The 17,105-nt window shown below is 61.4% G+C and carries 17 protein-coding genes; 9 read left to right on the top strand and 8 right to left on the bottom strand.

Annotated features, from left to right (window positions below; translation table 11 throughout):
• Nucleotides 1-6: 6 nt before the first annotated feature.
• Both ACKAMS_RS02915 and ACKAMS_RS02910 read right to left on the bottom strand, forming a co-directional pair.
• Complete coding sequence (locus ACKAMS_RS02915; protein WP_019745722.1) at nucleotides 7-699, bottom strand: GntR family transcriptional regulator; 693 nt, start codon at nucleotides 697-699, stop codon at nucleotides 7-9.
• A 9-nt stretch (nucleotides 700-708) separates the two neighbouring features.
• Entirely contained in the window at nucleotides 709-1,851 is a 1,143-nt protein-coding gene (locus tag ACKAMS_RS02910; RefSeq protein ID WP_408988579.1) for an acyl-CoA dehydrogenase family protein, read from the bottom strand.
• Between the two features lie 127 nt (nucleotides 1,852-1,978).
• On the opposite strand from ACKAMS_RS02910, the gene ACKAMS_RS02905 reads away from it, so the two are divergent.
• The gene (locus tag ACKAMS_RS02905; RefSeq protein WP_408988578.1) at nucleotides 1,979-3,505 is read left to right on the top strand and encodes an aldehyde dehydrogenase family protein; all 1,527 of its coding nucleotides are present in this window, start codon (nucleotides 1,979-1,981) and stop codon (nucleotides 3,503-3,505) included.
• Nucleotides 3,506-3,517: 12 nt separating this feature from the next.
• Here ACKAMS_RS02905 and sfnG read toward each other — a convergent pair whose 3' ends face one another.
• Entirely contained in the window at nucleotides 3,518-4,642 is a 1,125-nt protein-coding gene (gene sfnG / locus ACKAMS_RS02900) for a dimethylsulfone monooxygenase SfnG (protein WP_024487492.1), read from the bottom strand.
• A gap of 98 nt (nucleotides 4,643-4,740) precedes the next feature.
• Here sfnG and ACKAMS_RS02895 point away from each other — a divergent pair, with 98 nt between their 5' ends.
• Entirely contained in the window at nucleotides 4,741-5,961 is a 1,221-nt protein-coding gene (locus tag ACKAMS_RS02895) for an SfnB family sulfur acquisition oxidoreductase (RefSeq protein WP_047888996.1), read from the top strand.
• A gap of 6 nt (nucleotides 5,962-5,967) precedes the next feature.
• On the opposite strand, the gene ACKAMS_RS02890 is transcribed toward ACKAMS_RS02895, so the two are convergent.
• A complete protein-coding gene (locus ACKAMS_RS02890; RefSeq protein WP_021331743.1) occupies nucleotides 5,968-6,630 on the bottom strand; it encodes a TetR/AcrR family transcriptional regulator in 663 nt (220 codons plus the stop codon).
• A 119-nt stretch (nucleotides 6,631-6,749) separates the two neighbouring features.
• Between ACKAMS_RS02890 and ACKAMS_RS02885 the strand changes: the two genes are divergently transcribed.
• Nucleotides 6,750-8,144, top strand: a complete 1,395-nt coding sequence (locus ACKAMS_RS02885; RefSeq protein ID WP_408988577.1) for an MFS transporter — start codon at nucleotides 6,750-6,752, stop codon at nucleotides 8,142-8,144.
• Between the two features lie 6 nt (nucleotides 8,145-8,150).
• Nucleotides 8,151-9,146, top strand: coding sequence for an ABC transporter substrate-binding protein (locus ACKAMS_RS02880; protein ID WP_317559192.1), 996 nt, complete (start codon nucleotides 8,151-8,153; stop codon nucleotides 9,144-9,146).
• On the opposite strand, the gene ACKAMS_RS02875 is transcribed toward ACKAMS_RS02880, so the two are convergent.
• Nucleotides 9,133-9,960, bottom strand: coding sequence for an AraC family transcriptional regulator (locus ACKAMS_RS02875; RefSeq protein ID WP_080909931.1), 828 nt, complete (start codon nucleotides 9,958-9,960; stop codon nucleotides 9,133-9,135). The two genes, ACKAMS_RS02880 and ACKAMS_RS02875, sit on opposite strands and share 14 nt — an antisense overlap.
• A gap of 139 nt (nucleotides 9,961-10,099) precedes the next feature.
• Between ACKAMS_RS02875 and ACKAMS_RS02870 the strand changes: the two genes are divergently transcribed.
• The 4 genes from ACKAMS_RS02870 (at nucleotide 10,100) to ACKAMS_RS02855 (ending at nucleotide 13,588) form a co-directional block, all read left to right on the top strand.
• Nucleotides 10,100-10,768 (top strand): DsbA family protein, encoded by a 669-nt coding sequence (locus ACKAMS_RS02870; RefSeq protein ID WP_264613472.1) that lies wholly within the window; start codon nucleotides 10,100-10,102, stop codon nucleotides 10,766-10,768.
• 145 nt (nucleotides 10,769-10,913) lie between these two features.
• Entirely contained in the window at nucleotides 10,914-11,345 is a 432-nt protein-coding gene (locus tag ACKAMS_RS02865; RefSeq protein WP_019745731.1) for a MarR family winged helix-turn-helix transcriptional regulator, read from the top strand.
• A gap of 71 nt (nucleotides 11,346-11,416) precedes the next feature.
• Nucleotides 11,417-11,875, top strand: coding sequence for a MarR family winged helix-turn-helix transcriptional regulator (locus ACKAMS_RS02860; RefSeq protein ID WP_211918560.1), 459 nt, complete (start codon nucleotides 11,417-11,419; stop codon nucleotides 11,873-11,875).
• A gap of 48 nt (nucleotides 11,876-11,923) precedes the next feature.
• Nucleotides 11,924-13,588: a DHA2 family efflux MFS transporter permease subunit gene (locus ACKAMS_RS02855; protein WP_046379462.1), complete on the top strand. Its 1,665-nt coding sequence runs from the start codon at nucleotides 11,924-11,926 to the stop codon at nucleotides 13,586-13,588.
• Between the two features lie 74 nt (nucleotides 13,589-13,662).
• On the opposite strand, the gene ACKAMS_RS02850 is transcribed toward ACKAMS_RS02855, so the two are convergent.
• From ACKAMS_RS02850 to ACKAMS_RS02840, 3 genes are all read right to left on the bottom strand, one after another.
• Nucleotides 13,663-14,391: a YdcF family protein gene (locus ACKAMS_RS02850; protein ID WP_019745734.1), complete on the bottom strand. Its 729-nt coding sequence runs from the start codon at nucleotides 14,389-14,391 to the stop codon at nucleotides 13,663-13,665.
• A gap of 76 nt (nucleotides 14,392-14,467) precedes the next feature.
• Nucleotides 14,468-14,719 (bottom strand): hypothetical protein, encoded by a 252-nt coding sequence (locus ACKAMS_RS02845; RefSeq protein WP_020971105.1) that lies wholly within the window; start codon nucleotides 14,717-14,719, stop codon nucleotides 14,468-14,470.
• A 45-nt stretch (nucleotides 14,720-14,764) separates the two neighbouring features.
• On the bottom strand, nucleotides 14,765-16,048 hold the full coding sequence (locus ACKAMS_RS02840) for a PucR family transcriptional regulator (protein ID WP_408988576.1): 1,284 nt from the start codon (nucleotides 16,046-16,048) through the stop codon (nucleotides 14,765-14,767).
• 137 nt (nucleotides 16,049-16,185) lie between these two features.
• Here ACKAMS_RS02840 and ACKAMS_RS02835 point away from each other — a divergent pair, with 137 nt between their 5' ends.
• A complete protein-coding gene (locus ACKAMS_RS02835) occupies nucleotides 16,186-17,061 on the top strand; it encodes an SGNH/GDSL hydrolase family protein (protein WP_279163469.1) in 876 nt (291 codons plus the stop codon).
• The last annotated feature ends 44 nt before the right edge of the window (nucleotides 17,062-17,105 follow it).

Genomic DNA, 17,105 nt, shown 5'->3' with positions numbered 1-17,105 from the left:
CCTGATTCAGTCCCAGATCCCGATGTTGTCGAGGTGAGCGAGAAGTCGAGCAGCGCCGTCGGAGAACTGCAGACTCATCTGCGCGTCCACCTGTTCTCGATCGTGCTTCTCGAACGCCTCGATCAAAGCGTCGTGGCTCGATACCGCAAGCTCACCCCAGCCTGGATCCGTCGCGTATAGACGAGCAGGGGTGTACCGAATCGCGCCGAACAGGAACCATGCCAGCTTCGCACCACCCGCAGCGCGATTGATCAAGCGGTGGAATTCGAATTCGCACTGCTCGATCGCAGCTGCATCCGAAGCGTCGACCGCCGCTCGCAAATCGGCGTTGAGTTCCGTGAGTTCCACCAGTTGATCAGCTGTGATGGTGTCCATCGCCCGCAAAGCCAGCTTGACTGCGATCTGCCCCTGCAACCAGAAGATGTCTTCGATGTCTTGGCGACTGAGGGGCGAGACGAGATAGCCGCGATGCGGAACCAACTCGACCATTCCCTCGCCGCGCAATGCGACGAGGGCTTCTCGCACCGGCGTCACGCTGACACCGAGGTCGGCTGCGGTTTCGTCCAATCTGACGAACTCGCCCGGACGCACAGCGCCGGACATGATCAGGTTACGAACGTGGTTGGCCACGTCCTCCGACAACTGTGGCCGTCTCCTCAGCTCAGATGTCGCCCTCCGAGTGCGTGCAGACGTTGCCACAACCGATCCTCACAGTCCGTACGTTTTGCCGATGATGTCTCGCTGAATCTCGTTGGTACCACCATAAATGGAGGACACAAGAGTCTTTCGCACATGGTGCTCCATGTCGAACTCAGTCGCGTAACCGTACCCACCCATCATCTGCATCCCCTCGAGCGCGACCTTCTTGGCGGTCTCGGTCAGCTTCAGCTTGGCCATCGACGCTTCCCGCGGGAACATCTTGGTCGGGTTGGCGTCGACCATTCGGGCAACGCTGTAGACCAGCAGACGGCCGCATTCGATCTCCGTGGCGAGATCCGCGATCCGGTGGCGAAGCGCCTGAAACGATCCGACCGGACGGCCGAACTGCTTACGCGTGGTGACGAATTCGAGGGTGTCGTCGAAAGCGCGCTGCGCGGTCCCGAGCATCATCGCCGCGAGGATGAGGCGTTCGATGTTGAGTCCGGCCATGAGTTGACGCCAGCCGTTGCCGACTTCCCCAACCACCGCGTCCTCGGGCAGGAATGTGTCGGTGAAGTAGAGATCGTTGACCTCCTTGCCGCCCATGGTGTCGATTCCACTGATCTTCAATCCGGAGATGTCGGCCGGGACATGGAACATCGTCAGGCCCTCATGCTTGCCTTCACCTCGGGATGTGCGAGCCACCAGAAGGATGTTCTCGGCGAAGTGCGCGTTGGAACACCACGTCTTCTGGCCGTTGATCAGCCACCCACCGTCGACCTTCTCGGCGCGGCAACTCAGATTTCCCACGTCGGAGCCCGCTTCGGGTTCGGACATCGAGATCGACTGAGACGCGCCACGGACGATCCCGCCGAGCACTGCCTCCTTCTGGGCTGGACTGCCGAACTTCTCGTATGCAGCCCCGGTGATGACGGTCGGGCCGAGTCCACCGATCGGCGCCATACCCTTGGCGGCTTCCTCCAGGAAGATGCACAGGTCGACCGTGCTTCCGGCAGATCCGCCGTACTCCTCCGGGACAGTCAGCCCGAGCCAACCCAATTCCGCCATCTTCTCGTAGAACGCCTGGTTGTGGTTATGGGCGCCATGGTCGGTCAGCCGGTCTCGCTGCTCACGGGTACCACTTTCCTTCTTGCAGAACGACGCTACCGACTTGGCGAAATCAGACTGCTCCTGCGTGAAATCCATGTACATCGAAAACTCCCGAGTGAGATGAGGCTGGAGGCTTGTCGGAGCTCGGTCCGACGCATACTGTGACTACCAGCACAGTAAATCACATCACATATATGTGATGCACCGACATGTGGAGGATCTGAAGAACATGACAGAACAGCTCGGCCGCCAGAGCACGTCCACTTCGACAGATCCGAAATCGGACGATCACACCTTCGCGAGCCTCGACCCTCGCAACGATTCCGTGGTCGCGCAGCACCCCATTGCAGATCAGCAAGAGATCGAGAAAGCGGTCGCCGCAGCACGCACGGCGTCGAAGTGGTGGGATCAACTCGGATTCCAAGGCCGCCGGAAGGTGCTCGGCAATTTCCGCGCCGCGATCGCCACTCACGCCGAATCGATGGCGGCGATCATTTCCGCCGAGACCGGAAAACCCAGCGACGACGCCCTTCTCGAAGTCATGCTGGCCGTCGAACATCTCGACTGGGCGGCACGCAACGCACAGAAAGTATTGCGCCGCAGACGCGTCGGTGCAGGACTGATCAGCGCCAACCAGTCTGCATCCGTCGGCTACCGGCCGATGGGCGTCGTCGGTGTGATCGGCCCCTGGAACTATCCGCTGTACACACCGATGGGGTCGATCGGCTACGCACTGGCCGCCGGCAACGCCGTCGTCTTCAAACCGAGCGAACTCTCACCAGGCGTCGGCGTCGAATTGGCCCGGCTGTGGAACATCGCCGCGCCCGGACACCCTGTCCTGCAGACCATTACCGGTGACGGAAAAACCGGTGCACTTCTGTGTTCGTCCGGTGTCGACAAGATCGCATTCACCGGCTCGACGGCTACCGCAAAGCGCGTGATGGCCGCCTGCGCGGACACCCTCACTCCCCTGGTCGCCGAATGCGGCGGCAAGGACGCCATGCTGGTGGACTCCGACGCCAATCTCGATGCGGCCGTGAGCTTCGCTGCATTCGGGGCAGTGGGCAACGGCGGACAAACCTGCGCCGGCGTCGAACGAATCTACGTCGCAGCGCCCGTGTACGACGCCTTCCTGTCCAAGCTCACCGCCGCGCTTCGGGACGCCCACGCCGGCGCCACCGACAGCTCGACCTACGGGCCGATGACGCTGGGAAAGCAGACTGCGATAGTCCGGGGCCAGATCGAAGACGCTCTCGGTCGCGGCGCGAAAGCTGTACTCGGCGGACTTGATTCGTTCAACGGTCCGTTCATCGATCCGATCATCCTGACGGATGTTCCGGAGGATTCCACGGCGATCACCGAGGAAACGTTCGGCCCGAGCGTCGTGGTGAACAAGGTCGCCGACATGAACGAGGGGATCGAGCGTGCCAATGCGTCGAAGTACGGCTTGGGCGCCTCGGTGTTCACCAAGAGTTCGTCGAAGGGTCGAGCGATTGCCGAGAAGCTCGAATGCGGTGTCGTCACGGTCAATTCGGTTCTCGGATTCGCCGGAATCGCCGCCCTGCCGTTCGGCGGGGTCGGCGATTCCGGGTTCGGGCGTATCCACGGAGCCGATGGGCTGCGTGAGTTCAGCAGTGTGAAATCACTGGCCGTTCAGAAATTCAGCGCTCCGTTGGACCTGCTGACCATCGAGCGAAAAGCTCGGGACATGAAGATCTCTCGTTGGATGCTGGCGAAGCGCCACGCAAAGTCCTGAGAGGCCAGGCGATCAGCCGGCGGTGACGAGCACCTGCTCGTCACTGTCGGCTGCTTCGAGTTCACGAACCAGCGGGAGCACCTTGGCCCCGAAGTACTCGATCTCTTCCTGGAAGTGCAGGAATCCGCCGAGAATCAGATCGACACCGCGACGGCGATATTCGACGATCCGATGGGCGATCTGTTCCGGCGTGCCGATCAGTTGTGAGCGGAAGCCGTCGTTGTACTGAACCAAGTCCTCGAACGTCGAATCTGCCCACATCCCGTCCTTGGACGAGGTCGACGCGCCGGCTTGTTGGACTGCATTCTTGAAACCCTCGACTGCGGGACGGTTCGCCTTGGCGATGATCTCGCGCAGCGTGTCTTTTGCTTCGGCCTCGGTGTCGCGGGCGATGATGAACCCGTTGAGTCCGAACTTGACCTCCCGATCGTTCTCGCGAGCAACACGGCGGACGTCGACCAACTGTTCGGTGACGCCGTCGTAGTCCTTGCCGTTACTGAAGTACCAATCCGAATAGCGACCGGCGTTCTCACGGGCTGCCGCCGAGTTACCACCTTGGAACAGTTCGGGATTGGGTCGCTCCGGAGTGTTCAGAGGCTTAGGCTTCAACGTGAAGTCGTGAATGCGGTAGAAGTCGCCGCGGAAATCGACGTCGTCCTCGGTCCAGATCTTCCGAAGAACCTGAAGGAACTCGGCGCTACGCCGATAGCGCTCGTCGTGCTCGAGCCACGGCTCGCCCAGATGAGTGAACTCGTCCTTGAACCAACCACTGACGACGTTGACGGCGAATCGACCGTTCGACAGGTGGTCAGCGGTAGCGCCCAGTTTCGCCAACACTGCCGGCTGCCAGAGTCCGGGATGCACGGCGGCGATGACCTTGAGCTTCTCGGTGGCCAGGAGCAGCGCAAGGCTGAAACTCGTGGATTCGTGCTGGAACTCGGCACCGTAGCTCGCCTCGTAACGAACCTGACTCAGGGCGTACTCGAAGCCGTTGTTCTCGGCGGTCTGCGCCAACTTCTTGTTGTACTCGTAGTCCCAGCTGGTCCGCTGCTCGATGTCGGAGGTGACCAGACCACCACTGACATTGGGCACCCAGTAGGCGAACTTGATCTCGTCGGCGATACGTTCAGTAGACATGAAATCCAGCAAACATGCAGTTCCCGGGGGTTTCCAGGGTAGCGATCACACAGGTTGTAAGTGTTGGGTGGGTGCTACGACTGTGAAACGGTGGCAGCATGACTGCTGTGGACATTCAGGAGATCGCGCACCGCATCACCAGTGAAGACGAGGCGCTCTCGGTAGCGTCACAGCTGTCCGACGAGTTCGCGGCAGGTGCCGGCGTCCGCGATGCGCAGCGCCTCCTTCCCCACGACGAGGTTCGCACCCTGGCGCAGTCCGGTCTGCTGGGGCTGTCGGTGCCGAAGGAGTTCGGTGGCATCGACGCGAGCACCGAGACGTTGGCCGAGGTCTTCCGCCTACTCGCCGAGGGCGATCCCAGTATCGCGCAGATTCCGCACAGCCACTTCACTTTCCTGGAAGCGCTCCGGTACCAGGGGTCTAACGAGCAGAAGCAGTTCTTCTACGCCGAAGCATTGTCGGGTAAGCAGTTCGCCAACGCCCAGAGCGAGCGCGGCAACAAGACCATCGACATCGACGGCACCACTCTCACCCCCGACGGGGAAGACTTTGTGCTCGAAGGTCGAAAATTCTATTGCACAGGAGCACTTTTCGCAGATTGGATCGTGGTACGTGCCGCCAATGCGGATCAGTTCACCGAGACCGGCGCACAGGTGAAATCCGCGGTCTACCTACCCCGGAATACTCCCGGACTGTCGATCGTCGACGACTGGGACGGCATGGGGCAGAAGACAACTGCGAGCGGAACCGTGACACTCGAATCCGTGTCGGTGCCGCGGTTCAACGTCGTACCCTTCACATCGTTGTTCACTCACCCGACCACCTACGGAGCACAGGCCCAGATTCTGCACGCGGCGATCGACACCGGCATCGCGTCGGCCGCATTGCGCGAATCCGTGAAACTCGCGGCAAAGGCGCGGCCCTTCTTCGAGGCGAAAGTCGATACAGCGGTGGAGGATCCACTGCTCGTTCAACTCGCCGGCGAAGCGGCAATCGAGGTTCGCGCTGCCAGGTCCCTCTTGGCGGAAGCGGCGCGATCGATCGACGTGGCGCGTCGTAATCCCACCGAGGACTCCACGGCCCGAGCATCCATCGACGCTGCAACTGCCAAAGTGGTCGGTGCCAGAGCGTCATTGGCGGCCACGAGCACGCTGTTCGAGATCGGTGGCACCAGAAGCGCGGGCGAATCAGCGAACCTCTCGCGATTCTGGCGTGACGCACGCACACACACCCTGCACGATCCGACGAGGTGGAAGGTCCAACACATCGGCCGCTGGACGCTGTCGGGGACAATCCCACCGAGGCACGGGCTGCTGTAAACACTCTCAGTCGGAATTTGTGTATCCGCTGATCAAGACCTCGAGACCTTCCAGGTAACTCTCAGTCGTCGTCCCTCCCGGCCAGTCCTCGAGCACCTCACTGAGTACCGGCAGTTTCTCGGGACCGATTTCTCGGATCTTGACCGCGAGAGGTGACACACTGCCTTCCGGTCGTGTGGTGGTGTCGTAGATGTTGAGCAGTGCACCGAGTGTGTAGTTCCACAGCGCTCGATAGACCAACAGTGCGCGGCGCGGCGACATCCCGAGTTCGACACACGCGGCCATGGCCCGATCGACCAAGACCACAGCGCCGCTCCCGCCGCGCCCACCTCGCTGAAGCAACTCGATGATCCAGCGCTCCGATGCCAGCGTTTCGAAGATCGCGGTGAAGATCATGCGAAGCCGTTCGACCTGATCCTGCGGCAGGACCAGCGCGCCGAGATCTTGTGAGTACACATCGAGAACCGCGCTGATCAGCTGTTCCTTGTCGCCCACGTGCCGGTACAGCGCCATCGGCGTGGTGCCGAGCGATTTCGCCAACGCGCGCATGCTCAACGCGTCGGCGCCGCCGGACTGGAGTTGCCGTTTCGCCTCGTCGACTATCTGCTCCGACGTGATCGTCGGGGGACGTCCGAGCCGCGGTGATCTCGGTTCCATCTTTTCGGCCATCCGTCGATTGTGCGCGCCCCTGCTACGACGCTCTCGCCCGGGGAACCCCTTGCATCTCAGTCGTCAGCAAGGTAAACCTAACTACTTATGAGAACGCGTATACAAATTAGGCACCTGCAATGACAACAACAATTCGAGCGATAGCTGCACCGGCTCTGGTCCTCACAGCCGCCGCGGCAGCGCAGTTCCTGGTGGCCTTCGACATGTCGGTCATCAATGTCGCACTGCCAGACATCCAGGAATCGCTGAACTTTTCCGACGCCGGGCTGTCCTGGGTCGTCAACGCGTACGCCCTCGCCTTCGGCGGACTACTGCTTCTCGGCGGTCGCCTGTGCGACGTGATGGGCACTCGTCGAGTTCTGGTTTCCGGGCTTCTGCTGTTCGCCCTCGTCAGCATCGTCGGCACCTTCTCCGTGTCCGCCGAAATGCTTGTCGGAGCTCGGGCGCTTCAAGGCGTCGGCGCTGCACTGATCGCGCCGGCCGGGCTCGCCGCCCTCAGTCAGGCCTTTCCCACCGGACGCGCCAGGGCCAAGGCATTCGGCATCGGCGCAATGTCATCAGCACTGGGCGGCGCACTCGGTGTCGTCCTGAGCGGCATTTTGACCGAAGGGCTCAGTTGGCGATGGGTGATGTTCGCCGGCGCACCGGTGGCCCTGATCGCCGCGGTCGCAGGTGCCCGTGGCCTGCCGGCCGGCCAAGCCGCCCGAGGTGGCTCCCTCGATCTCCCCGGAGCCATCTTGGCGACGGCCGGAATCACCGCCCTTGTCAGCACAGTGATCGCCACGGAATCACATTCCTGGACTTCGGGTTACGTGCTGGGTGGATTCGCACTCACGGTCGTCCTGCTGACTGCCTTTGTCGTAGTCGAAAGCCGCTGCGCCACACCACTGGTACGACTGTCCACCCTGCTTCGACCCCGAATCGGACTGGCCAACGCCATCATGTGCCTGGTGTGTGCGGCCCAGTTCAGCGCGTTCTTCTTCGTCTCACTCTTCCTGCAACGCGGGCTGGGCTATTCACCGACCACCACCGGTCTGGCTTTCCTGCCTTTCTGCTTCGGCCTGGTGATCGGCATCCTCGCGTCCACCAAACTCCTTCCGCGCTACGGAGTTCGACCGCTGCTCGTAGTCGGAACAGCAGTCGCCGCAATCGGGACTTTCATGTTTTCGACCATGAACCTCGACAGTCCCTTCTGGGCCGTCATCCTGGTGCCTTCGCTTCTGGCAAGCATCGGCATCGGTCTGTCGTTCATGCCGCTCAGTAACGTCGCCACCGCCGACGCTCCCCCCGAAGAAGTCGGCATGGCATCAGGGCTACTGAGCACATCGCGTCAGATCGGCGGTTCACTCGGACTAGCCGTTCTCGTGAGCGTCGCCGCGTCCTCGACGGCGCATTCGGACAGCGCACCGACCGAAGCACTGGTTTCCGGATACTCCCAAGCCCTCTTCGTCTGCTCCGGCCTACTGCTGGCCGGCACCCTCCTGTCCTTCTTCTTCCCACGAATGGATCGTTGACCTCAGATGTTCACCACCCGAACCGCATTCGGCATCGTCTCGGCGCTTCTCCTCACCGTTGCCGGTGCAAGCGCGTGCAGCAGCTCCGCCGAGTCCGAAACCGCTTCTGCAACTCGCTCCGTCACACACGAACTCGGCACCGTCGAAGTTCCGGCCTCACCGCAGCGCATTCTCGCGCTCGACGAGTACGCGGGGCTGAGTGCACTCGCACTCGGCGTGAAGCCCACCGTCGTCTACAGCACCCTGCGATCGGACGTCGCCAAGTCGATTCTGCGCGAGCAGGGCGTCGAAGTTCTCGACAAGCCGACTTTCTTCGCCAACCCCGCCGTCGAAGAGATCGCGTCCGTCGAACCCGATGAGATCCTGATGAGCAATGCCGGTCCACTACCGAGCCTGTTCGCGCAGATCAATTCCGTGGCGCCAACCTTGGTCCTCCCGTACTCGGCGCCGTGGCGTGATGTGCTCGAACAAGCTGGGGCACAGCTCGATCGAGGCAGCGAAGCAACCGCCATGATCGGAAAGCTGGAATCCGGCCTCGAAGACGTCAAGTCCGCGGCTGCCGGCCAGAGCCTTGCGATCCTTCTCGGCTACAGCGGAAACCTGTTCACCGTGCCACCGACCACTCCCATCTCCACACTGGTCACCGAGGCCGGATTCACCAGGCCGGCATCGGAAGTCAACGCGACCAACAATCAAGACACCGGCACGATTTCGCCCGTCTCACCTGAACTTCTACCCGAGCATGCGGCGCAGACCGTCGCCGTACTTTCCGGGCAGCAGTACGACGCATCCATCGTGCGAAACACTCCACTGTTCGACAACCTGACACCCGACCCGGCGCACGCATTGGACGTCAGCGGCGATCTCTGGTTCGGCAGCCATCCTTTTGCCATCTACTGGATCATCCAGGATCTGGACGGCATCGCACATGGCAAGGGGCAGAACAGCATCGGAACCCTCGACAGCGCCGACGCACGATGGGCGGCGTTCAGCGCGCTCTGACGTCCTGACGGAAGGTCAGCGGAGAAACACCCACCCGGGTGGCGAAGAATTTTGTGAAGTTCGCAGAATCGTCGAACCCCAGCTTCGACGCCACCTGGGTGACCGTGTCCGTGCCGAAAGACAGCAGACGTTTCGCTTCGAGCACCACACGCTGATCGATGTACTGCTTTGCCGTCATTCCGGCAGCAGCTCGGGTAGCTCGCAATACAGTCTTCTCGGAATACCCGATCTTGTTGGCGTACTCCGAAACCGAACGGACCGTGGCGAAGTCACGTTCGACAACGGCATGAAACCTTTCGAACACGTCATTGTGTGCCAGCACGGAACTCTGTTCCTGTCCACCGAGGTGGGTCAGTTTCAACAGAATTGCTGTCAACGTGTGCCGCAGAATGGCCGCGCGAACGACCGGCGCAGAAGTATCCGGACAACCGTAATTCAAGTTCAGGTGTTTCATACCCGTGCTGATGGTCTCGAGGTTCTCGCCGGACAACTGCCACGCTGCCTGCCGACTGTGAGCGTTCCCGTCCAACAACTGCTGGCTGACGGCATCGAGCGACGAGGGTGTGAACAGAACGACCATCGCCTCGAAATCCTCGATTCGCCCCCACTGTTGCACCTGCCCCGGTCTGACCCAGAACACGGTCCCCGGGCTCACCGCGTAGTTGACGAAGTCGATGGTGTGTAATGCCGAACCCTCGGTCACCAGTGCGAGTAAGTGAAACTGCGGGCGTTGGGGGCCGACGAACTCTGCACTACCCCCGTTGATGCGAATGGTGTCCAGGCTGAGCACTTCGATCTCGGTCGCGTCAGCCACCGAAGACGCGTACCCGACGTCCCGGACGGGTACTTGTCTGTTTTTCACTAGTTCGGGACTCATCTTCACCGTGACCGAATACCCGAATGCGACATACCGTCAGAGTATCAATCAGTTCGCGCTCGGATAGGAATCAACAGTGCAATCGACAGGCTCGAAAACAGCAGGCACGACGCAACTCACCTACGTCTTCGACGCCTATTGCGGGTGGTGTTTCGGCTTCGGCCCTGCGTTGACGGAGTTCGTCCGTCAAAATGCCGATTCCATCAACTTGTCCGTGGTCAGCGGCGGGCTGTTCACCGGTGAACGCGTCGCACCCATGTCTTCGGCTCCGTACCTGAAATCAGCCAACGCCGCCATCGCAGCCCAGACCGGCGCCGCTTTCGGTGACGGATATTCACAACTGGTGTCTGACGGGCGGTTCGTCATGGATTCGACGGATGCTGCGATCGGACTCGCCGCGCTTCGCACAGAGGATCCGACACGCGCACTCGACATCGCGGAGGCCATGCAGACCGCGTTCTACCGAGACGGTCGCAGCCTCTCCGATCCCGAGACCTACCGCGCCATAGCGAAATCGCTCGGGCTCGACCCATCTGCCGCAGTGTCTTCCCTGTTCACCGCAGATTCGAAGGACGCCGCCCGCGCCGATTTCGTCCGGGCACGCAGGCTCGGCGCCACTTCGTTTCCGACGCTGTTGTTCCACGGGAGCGACGGGTCCGTCGTGAAATTCGGTTCTCCGACCAGTACAGCGGCCGATCTCACCCGCGACCTGAACACGTGCGTGCGGGCGTATGCGGTGGCTTGACCCACCCACTTTCCGAGCGAAAGGTACGTTCAGCGCCTTCAGTACGCCGAACGTACCTTTCGCTCAGCGTGACTTCACCCAAATCACTCCGGCCCCCCTTCTGGTTTGATGAACACCGAACGAATCGCACCAAAGGGGAACGACAGTGGTTTCAGATCCGATCACGGGCCTGGAGATGGAACTTGCCGACATGTGGCAACGAGGACGCGCCCAGGCGCGCACCTATGCGCGTGCAATTCATCCCAAACTCGATCCGGCGCTCTACCCGGTTCTTGTCATCCTGAACCGTTCCGATGCCGTGCGGATGTCCGACCTGATCTCCACGCTCGATATCGAGAAGTCCACCCTGACCAGGCAAATTGATGCCGCAGCTCGGCTCGGCCTGGTGGAACGGATCCCCGACCCCGACGACGCTCGCGCGAAGCTGGTGACCCTGACCCCTGAGGCTCGGACGAAGCTCACGACGATCCGCAATCATCAGATCGATCGTTGGCGCGCCCGACTCGCAAAATGGGAAACTGACGACATCACCACGCTGACGGCCTTGCTGCACCGACTGGGCAGTTCCGAGGACTGACAACAAAGTAGTTGTGCAGTGCAACCAACTTGATCTATAGTTGCAAATATCAACTATTCGAGGGGGTGGCCGTGATCACTCACGACAGTGCCGAGGCAATCCTCGACAACCTTCGCGCCCTAGTCCGGCGCCACCGCGAGGTTTCGTCGACCGGCTCACGCCAACTGTCCCCCGGCATGTTGCCGGACCCACTGGGCGCCCTCCTCTCGCAGTTGTCGGCCGCAGATTCCACGAGATCGACGGATCTGGCGGAAAAGTTGAGAGTGACAGTCTCGACGCTGAGCAGACAGATCGCACACGCCGAATCTTGTGGATACATTCAGCGGCGACCGGACCCGGACGACGGACGGGCATCGCTCCTGTCCTTGACTCCACTCGGCGTCCGGACCCTGGTCTTCCATCGCCGCGCCCAGGCGCAGCGACTCATCGACCATCTCGACGGATGGACCGAAGAAGACGCCGTCGACGTCGCATGTGCACTCGATCGACTACGACGCTCGACCTGCCCAGAGTCCCACGCGGCGCACTGACCGACGCTGCACGATCAGATCGAATCATTCTCCGATGCAAGGACATTCATGAGTTCTTTCACGTCTACCGACGTTCCACCATCTCAGTCATCGACCGATGCGCCGATGACCCACAAGCAGAAGATCGAGGCACTTGTCGGGCTCCTACTCGGCATGTTCGTCGCATTCCTGTCGTCGACGATCGTCTCGAATGCACTCCCCACCATCATCACCGAACTACACGGCACCCAGGATCAGTACACCTGGGTCGTGACGGCAACGCTGTTGGCTTCCACCGCAACAACTCCCATTTGGGGCAAGTTCTCGGATCTGGTGAGTAAGAAGCTGTTGGTCCAGCTGTCCATCACGCTGTTCACGATCGGCTCGATCCTTGCGGGCATGTCGCAATCGGTCGGCATGCTGATCGGTTTCCGCGCTGTTCAGGGACTGGGCCTCGGCGGATTGCAAGCCCTCGTGATCATCGTGATCGCGGCGATGTTCAGCCCGCGTGAGCGTGGTCGATACCAGGGACCGATCGCAGCCGTCATGTCCGTCGCGACAGTCGCCGGCCCGCTGATCGGCGGTCTGATCGTGGACACTAGTTGGCTCGGCTGGCGCTGGACGTTCTTCGTCGGCGTGCCGCTGGCAGTCATCGCATTGATCGTCGTGCAGCGTACGTTGAACCTCCCGATCGTCAAGAAGGACGTCAGCATCGACTACGTCGGTGCAACCCTCATAGCCGCCGGTGTCAGCACTCTTTTGATCTGGGTCACTTTGGCAGGTAAGAACTTCGAGTGGGCTTCTGCGATGTCGTTCTTCCTCGTCGGACTCGGCGTGGTGCTGCTCGCCGCAGCGCTGTGGGTGGAAAGCAAGGTCAAGGAACCCATCATTCCGCTCCGCCTCTTCCGAGATCGGACTACCACGCTGGCGACGCTGGCAAGCATCGCCGTCGGCGTCGCAATGTTCGGCGGAGCAGTGTTCTTGGGTCAGTACTTCCAGATTGCCCGCGGCTACTCTCCCACTGCCGCAGGTCTTCTGACACTGCCCATGGTGATCGGTTCCATGCTCTCCGCCGGCCTGTCCGGGGCAATGATCACGAAGTTCGGGCGCTGGAAGGGCTTCCTGATCGCCGGTGCCGTCGCAATGTCGGCAGGCTTCTTCCTCCTATCGACCATCGATCACGCGACGCCGATGTTCTGGGTCGGACTGTTCCTCTTCGTGCTCGGCGCCGGGATGGGCATGGTGATGCAGAATCTTGTTCTCGCAGTTCAGAACACCGTCGCGCCTAGCGATCTCGGCACCGCAAGTTCGACGGTCTCGTTCTTCCGCTCACTCGGCGGCGCGGCAGGCGTGTCCGTCCTCGGCGCAGTGCTCTCCACTCACGTTGCAGATCTGACGACCAAGGGCCTCAGCGCAATCGGGGTCGATCTGAGTGCCTCCGGAGGGTCCGGCGCAGGGCTGTCGAACCTCAACGAACTACCCGAAGCGATCCAGGATGTGGTCCGCGCTGCGTACGGCGATGCCACCGCACGGGTCTTCCTCATCGCCGGAATCCTGGCTCTGTTGAGTCTGATCGCGATCGCCTTCATCAGGGAGAAGGCGCTTCGGACGGAAAGTGGTGACGAGCAACTCCTGGCGAAGATCGCCGTTCCCGGTGAGATCGATTCCGACACCGTCGATGCCGAACTTGCGCTTCTGACCGAAGGTGACGACGAGTTGCAACGACGAAAGTAGCAACCCAGAAACAGTTCCGCGTACCGTCCGGGTGATTCCGGCGGTACGCGGAACTGTATGGGCAGCTGGGTGCGTCAGGTCGCAGCGATCACGCCTGCGACCGGGATCCGGCCGAGAACTGCAACCCGGAAGTCCACCATCGCGCGTTCCACGTGATTGGCGCTCGAAACCACAACCACGCCCGTTGCTCCTCGATCGGCGAGAATCCGCGCAGAGTTGAGCGCGTTCTCCACCGTGGACCACGACGTTCCTTCTTCGGTGATCCGGCCCGGGTCGACGCCGTTGGCGACGAGCCACTCGCGCATCGCCCTGGCTTCCGTCACTCCGGCCTTCGGCGCCCCACCGCTCGTGATGATCGGAGACTGCGGGTACTGACGAGCCAGCTGCAGCGCCGCCTGAAGTCGGTCGACCAGCATCGGACGCATCGTGCCGTCGTCGAAGAGGCCGGCGCCCAAGACGACGATGTTTGTACCCACCGGGTTGAGGTCGAGCAGCACGGGCGACTGGCGCGTCAGCGTCTCAGCACCCGTGCACGCAAGGATGAGAGACCGCACCGGCGTCTGGCAGCCGCCGACAGTCGACAAGATACCGTTGACGACCGTGGTCGGTGTGATGTCGGCGCTCGCTGTCGCCGGCGAAAGGCCCACGCCAGCTGCGGCGATCACCGAAGCAGCGATCAATCCCTTCGTCACAGACCTGCGAACATTTGCCATGTAGCCGAACCCCCAGATTGTCGGTTGTCCAGCACACGGTAGCGAACATTTCGCCACGGTTGCATCATTTGACTCAAATTTACTGTTCACTGACCGTCACACAGACTAAACATAAATATTGGGCAACAATTCGGGTTCGAAACCGTCATCTACCAGCATCTCGAATCTACGCGCCCGCCGCATTACCTATCTGAGCAGCAGAGTCACCGAGAAGGTTGACAACGCGGAACGGCAACAATTCGTCGTTACAGATCACGATGTTGCATCCAGGTGTTCTCGCCCGCCCCGTCCCGGCCGAGGTGTCGAAGATCAATTCAGGGTTCGCGAAACCGACAAGCACTGCCGGGTCGTCGACGAGCGGACCACCCGAACCGTGTGTGGGTGGCCCGACATGCAGCGCCTGGCCATGTCTCCCCACCGGATCGCCAACCCTCCGGCTCGTTCACCGAGAACCACAGACGCATCACGTTTGGGAAGAGTCCACCTCCATGCCGATTGCGCGACGCGCTCCCAGCGCCATGGTGACTTGCACAAGATCCTTCGGAGACGACAGGTCAAGTCCCGTCAGGGAACTCGCCTTTCGCAGGCGGTACACCACTGTGTTCGGATGTACGTGTAGCTGCCGGGCGGTGGCGGCTCGATCGAATCCGGAGTCGATGAAAGATTCGAGCGTCTCGAGTACCGCGCTATCGGACTCCAACGGCAACAACACATCTGCGAGTATCGGCAGCGCAGCACTGAAGCGGGTCAGTTGATACTCCACTGCAAGATCCTCGAGACGGACGACCCCACTGGTGCGTCCGTACTTTCGGGCAACGTTCAGCACCTCGCGCGCCTGCGTGACGGCCGCTGGAATTGCCGTGGGCGCCGCGACGTGTACAGCGGCAACCGTCGATGCACCGATGACCTTCTCGAGATCACCCAAACGTCGACACAATGACAAATACTGCGGACTCGACGCCCAGTTTCCCTCTGCGGGTTCCGATTCCACAATGGGAATCAGTACGGCTCCGCCGCTGCTCCCGAGCACCCCGAGGGCTTTGTCACGTCCCACCTGATCGAGCTCTCGTTGCAGGTGGCGCACCTTCCTCCGCTCGGCGACGGCAGTGTCCACCTCGGTCGAGGACTCGTCGTCATTCCGCTCGACGTGCAGAGCCACCACCCAGTACAGGCGCGCCAACCTGATTCCCACCTCGTCGGAGACGCGATCCACGTCGACACCCGTCGAAAGTGCTACGAACAGGGACCTTCGCGCCGAATCCTCGTCCGTCTGGGTGGCGTGGTCGGAACCGTAGCCGGCAAGAACCGCGGACGTGGAGGCCGCGGTGTATGCATTCAGGAGTCGTCCGGTGCGGGCAAGTGCAACACCGTCTTCCGGGACCGCCCATTCGCTGATCGTCTCCCACCACAACCCTGCTGCCAGGTGATATGCGCGCAGTACCTCACTGAGCGGAACCAATTCCTGCGCCCGTTGACGAGCCGATTCGCTGATGTCGGCGAGCAACTCGGGCGCCAGATCTGCGCCCGTCCGGAGCATCGAAATGAACAGTTCCAAATTTCGCCTCACGATGGTCGTCACGTCGTTACGCAACGCCTCGTCCGGAAGCAACCGGTAGAAGGTGACGTCGCGGTGGACCAGATCGACCGTCGCATTGACCAGCGGATGGGTGCGTTGCGCCAATCGGTCGGCTAGAGATCTGCCGCCAACCACTATCGGTTCGAACGGCAGATCTTTGTTTCCTGACACAAAACCCTCCACAGAATTGAATTGCCACCACAAGGCCGACCTGCCTTTTTCCTATCACTATGTAACCCACGCCACTCTCGAATTCACAATCAGCGGCGTACCTGGAAGTCCCACCTTCGACCAAATAGGAGCCTCGAGTGACGTGGAAAACGCACAGCGCAGCCATTCTGGCAGGCGTCGTGGCTGCCGGTTCGATCGCGGCACTCGGGACCGGTGTGTCACATGCCGAAACGCATGCCAGCCCCATCCAATACGTCGCTCTCGGCGATTCCGCGGCGGCCGGCCCGCTGGTCGCCGAACAAGATTCATCGGCGCCGGGCTGCCTACGATCACTCGACAACTACCCTTCCGTGGTGGCGCAAAGACTCGACGCTCACCTCACGGATGTGACCTGCTCGTCGGCGCGATCCGCCAACGTCACGGACACCGCACAATCGACGTTCTCCGGTCAAGTACCGCCGCAGGAAACAGCATTGGGGCCCGATACCGACCTCGTCACCATCACAATCGGCGCCAACGACATCTCGTTGTTCCCGACAGTTCTGAGCTGCGTAAATCCTCTCCCCGAACCCACCGGAACGTCCTGCCGTGACAAGTTCACCGCAGGCGGCGTCGACCAACAGCGACAGTTGGTCGAAAATGCCTCCGCAGGTTGGAGTTCCATGCTCGAATCGGTTCGCGACCGGGCGCCCTCGGCGCGCATCGTCGTGATCGGATACGGAACATACATCGCCCCCGACGGTTGCCCCGGCACCCAGCCGTTCTGGCCGCGCGACGCCGACTATCTCCAGAGTGTGATCGACTACGGCAACACGGTCATGGCAGCAACGGCGGCCCGTCACGGCGTCGAGTACATCGACATCACCGAAGCCACTGCCGGGCATGACATCTGCACTGACCCTGCCACTGCTTACTACACCGGAATCGTCCCTGCCCAGCCGGCGGTTCCACTGCATCCCACTGCGGCCGGGATGCAGGCGATCGGCAAAACCGTCGCCGACGCTCTGTCCTGAGCCTCTCCCCCAACACAATTCATTCAGCACTCGCGAAAAGGGTG

The organism is Rhodococcus sp. 5A-K4 (assembly GCF_046097995.1).
Taxonomy (GTDB): domain Bacteria; phylum Actinomycetota; class Actinomycetes; order Mycobacteriales; family Mycobacteriaceae; genus Rhodococcus_F; species Rhodococcus_F erythropolis.
This window is presented reverse-complemented; position numbering and strand designations above follow the sequence as displayed.

What these genes read in the sequence shown, in the direction of transcription:
- ACKAMS_RS02910 (WP_408988579.1), bottom strand. Translation starts at nt 1,851, where the DNA reads ATGTACATGGATTTCACGCAGGAGCAGTCTGATTTCGCCAAGTCGGTA.
- ACKAMS_RS02905 (WP_408988578.1), top strand. Translation starts at nt 1,979, where the DNA reads ATGACAGAACAGCTCGGCCGCCAGAGCACGTCCACTTCGACAGATCCG.
- sfnG (WP_024487492.1), bottom strand. Translation starts at nt 4,642, where the DNA reads ATGTCTACTGAACGTATCGCCGACGAGATCAAGTTCGCCTACTGGGTG.
- ACKAMS_RS02895 (WP_047888996.1), top strand. Translation starts at nt 4,741, where the DNA reads ATGACTGCTGTGGACATTCAGGAGATCGCGCACCGCATCACCAGTGAA.
- ACKAMS_RS02890 (WP_021331743.1), bottom strand. Translation starts at nt 6,630, where the DNA reads ATGGCCGAAAAGATGGAACCGAGATCACCGCGGCTCGGACGTCCCCCG.
- ACKAMS_RS02885 (WP_408988577.1), top strand. Translation starts at nt 6,750, where the DNA reads ATGACAACAACAATTCGAGCGATAGCTGCACCGGCTCTGGTCCTCACA.
- ACKAMS_RS02880 (WP_317559192.1), top strand. Translation starts at nt 8,151, where the DNA reads ATGTTCACCACCCGAACCGCATTCGGCATCGTCTCGGCGCTTCTCCTC.
- ACKAMS_RS02855 (WP_046379462.1), top strand. Translation starts at nt 11,924, where the DNA reads ATGAGTTCTTTCACGTCTACCGACGTTCCACCATCTCAGTCATCGACC.